Genomic DNA, 2,660 nt, shown 5'->3' on the forward strand with positions numbered 1-2,660 from the left:
GCGTGGTATCCCTCGGCGCCGCCTGAGCCTCATCGTGGTTGGATCAAGACCAATCACCGTCCCGGCGTGGCGACACGCCGGATCGAGCGCCGGATGGGGCACCGGATCGAACCGGATTCCAGCGGCGGATTCGAGGAGGAAGCGATGAGTACCCCATCAGGCGGTCAGTCGGGCAACGGCCAGCAGCCGGGGTCCGAGCCGCCCGCCGATTCGGACGCCACCACCGTGTACCGCCCCGGCGACTACGGGGTGTCCGGCCAGGGCGGCGCGGCGCCGTCCGGGGGTTCCGGCGGCGCCGGCTCCGCCGGCGGCCAGGGCTTCGATTCGTCCGGGAGCTCGGGGAGCTCCGGGAGTTCCGGGAGTTCCGGGGGGTCCTGGGGCAGTCCGTCGGGCGGCTCGTCCGGCTCCGGCGGGGGCGACGCCTACGCGCCGCCGACCAGCGTCCAGCCCTCCTACGGTCAGCAGCCCGGCTACGGCGGGCAGACGGCCTACGACCCGTCGTCCTACGGCCAGTCCGGCGGTTCCGGCGGCTCCGGCGGTCAGCAGGGCTACTACCAGCAGCCCGCCTACGGTCAGCCGGATGCGGGCGGGCAGGGCTACTACCAGCAGCCGGCCTACGGCCAGCCGGGCGGCCAGCCCGATCCCAACGCCGGCCAGGGGTACTACCAGCAGCCCGGGTACGGGCAGCCGTCGGGCGGCCAGGACTACGGCCAGTCCTACGGGCAGGGCGGCTACGGCCAGCCGTCCTACGGACAGGCGTCGGCCGGCTACGGCCAGCAGCAGCCCGGGTACGGCGGGGGCTACGGCGGCCCGTCCTCCGGCGGCTTCCCGGCGGCCACCGAGGCGCCGAAGAAGTCCAACCGGGGCCTGATCATCGCGATCGTCGTGGTCGTCGTGCTCGCCGCCGTGGCCGCCGTGCTGGTGTTCGTCTGGCCCGGATTCGCCAACAAGAAGGTGTTCGACGAGAAGCAGGTCTCCCAGGGCGTGACCAGCATCCTGACCGGCAACCCGCCGTCGGGCTACGGGCTCAGCGGCGTCAGCGACGTGAGCTGCCCGTCCGGCCAGCCGGTCACCGCAGGCACCAGCTTCCAGTGCGACCTGAAGGTGGACGGCCAGGCGACCAAGGTGACCGTCGTGGTCAAGGACGGCAACGGGCTGTACGAGGTCAACCCGCCGAACTGACCGGCGCCGACCACCGCCCGGCAGGGCCGGATCCTCCGGGTCCGGCCCTGCCGGCGTCTCCGGGACAGGCTCGGTCCGGCCGGCGGTCAGCGGGCTGCCGCGACCCGGACCAGTTGGTGGTTGACGAACTCGGTGATGCCGTGCGCGCCCAGCTCGCGGCCGAACCCGCTGCGCTTGACCCCGCCGAACGGCAGTTCCGGTCGGCTGCCGCCGGACTCGTTGATCGAGACCATCCCGGCGTCCAGGCGGTCGGCCAGCCGGGCCGCCCGTTCCGGGTCGTCCGAATGCACCGACGCGCCCAGGCCGAACGGGGTGGCGTTGGCCAGCCGGATCGCCGCATCCTCGTCGGCGGCCCGGTGGACGACGGCGACCGGCCCGAAGAGTTCCTCGGTGAACGCGTCCATCTGCGCGGTCACCCCGGTCAGGACGGTCGGCAGGTACCCGAAGCCGGGTCCGTCGGCGGCCCGGCCGCCGGTGTGCACCGTCGCGCCCTGGGCGACCGCGCGATCGACCTGCCCGGTCAGGGTGTCGCGCGCCGCGCGGGACGACAGCGGACCCAGGTAGGTCCCGGGCTCGGTGGGGTCACCCGGGGCGATCCGGGCCATCGCGGCGGTCAGCTTCTCGACGAACGGTTCGTACAGAGGGTCGAGCACGATGAACCGCTTGGCCGCGTTGCAGGCCTGGCCGGCGTTCGACAGCCGGGCGTGCACGGCGCGGGCGACAACGCGGTCCAGGTCCTGGGCGTCCAGCACGATGAACGGGTCCGACCCGCCCAGTTCGAGGACGACCTTCTTCAGGTGCCGGCCGGCGACCGCCGCGACGGCCGCCCCGGCCCGTTCCGATCCGGTCAGCGACACCCCGCGGACCCGGGCATCGGCGATCAGCCCCGCCACCTGGTCGTCGTCGGCCAGCACCGTCCGGTAGGAGCCGGTGGGCAGGCCGGATTCGGCCAGCGCCTCGCGGATGAGGCGCTCCTGGGCGAGGGCGGACGTGGGGCACTGCGGGGCGGGCTTGAGCAGGACGGGGTTGCCGGCGGCCAGGTTGGGCGCGGCGAACCGGGCCACCTGGTAGTAGGGGAAGTTCCACGGCATGATCCCGAGCAGCGGCCCGACCGGCAGCTTCCGCACGACCGCCGAGCCGCTGCCGACCTCGATGGGCTCGTCGGCCAGGAACCGCGCGGCGTGCTCGGCGTAGTAGGCGTAGATCGCCGCGGCCAGGCCGATCTCCCCGCGCGCCTGCCGGATCGGCTTGCCGGTCTCGGTCGTGGCCAGCGCGGCCAGTTCGTCGCGCTCCTGCTCGTGCCGTTCGGCGATCCGCTGCAGCGCCGCGCAGCGCGCCTGGATCCCGCGGCCGGCCAGCTTTGGCGCGGCCGCGGCGCTCTCGGCGACGATCTGCTCCAGCTCCGAGTCGGTCGCGGTCGGGTGCCGCGACACCTCACGGCCGGTGGCGGGATTGGTCACGATGTACATCCCTGCATG

The 2,660-nt window shown here is 73.9% G+C and carries 2 protein-coding genes; one reads left to right on the forward strand and one right to left on the reverse strand.

The annotated features are described in order from the left end of the window. The first annotated feature begins 144 nt into the window (after positions 1–144). On the forward strand, positions 145–1,182 hold the full coding sequence (locus ACOJUF_RS05005; protein ID WP_420120764.1) for a DUF4333 domain-containing protein: 1,038 nt from the start codon (positions 145–147) through the stop codon (positions 1,180–1,182). An 86-nt stretch (positions 1,183–1,268) separates the two neighbouring features. On the opposite strand, the gene ACOJUF_RS05010 is transcribed toward ACOJUF_RS05005, so the two are convergent. After that, entirely contained in the window at positions 1,269–2,651 is a 1,383-nt protein-coding gene (locus tag ACOJUF_RS05010) for an NAD-dependent succinate-semialdehyde dehydrogenase (protein ID WP_420120765.1), read from the reverse strand. Between the last annotated feature and the right edge of the window lie 9 nt (positions 2,652–2,660).

Origin of the sequence: Nakamurella sp., from assembly GCF_048594475.1 — a bacterium.
In the GTDB taxonomy this organism is placed as follows: domain Bacteria; phylum Actinomycetota; class Actinomycetes; order Mycobacteriales; family Nakamurellaceae; genus Nakamurella.

Excerpts from the sequence above, each read along its gene's own strand:
- ACOJUF_RS05010 (WP_420120765.1), bottom strand. The coding sequence starts at position 2,651 with ATGTACATCGTGACCAATCCCGCCACCGGCCGTGAGGTGTCGCGGCAC.
- ACOJUF_RS05005 (WP_420120764.1), top strand. The coding sequence starts at position 145 with ATGAGTACCCCATCAGGCGGTCAGTCGGGCAACGGCCAGCAGCCGGGG.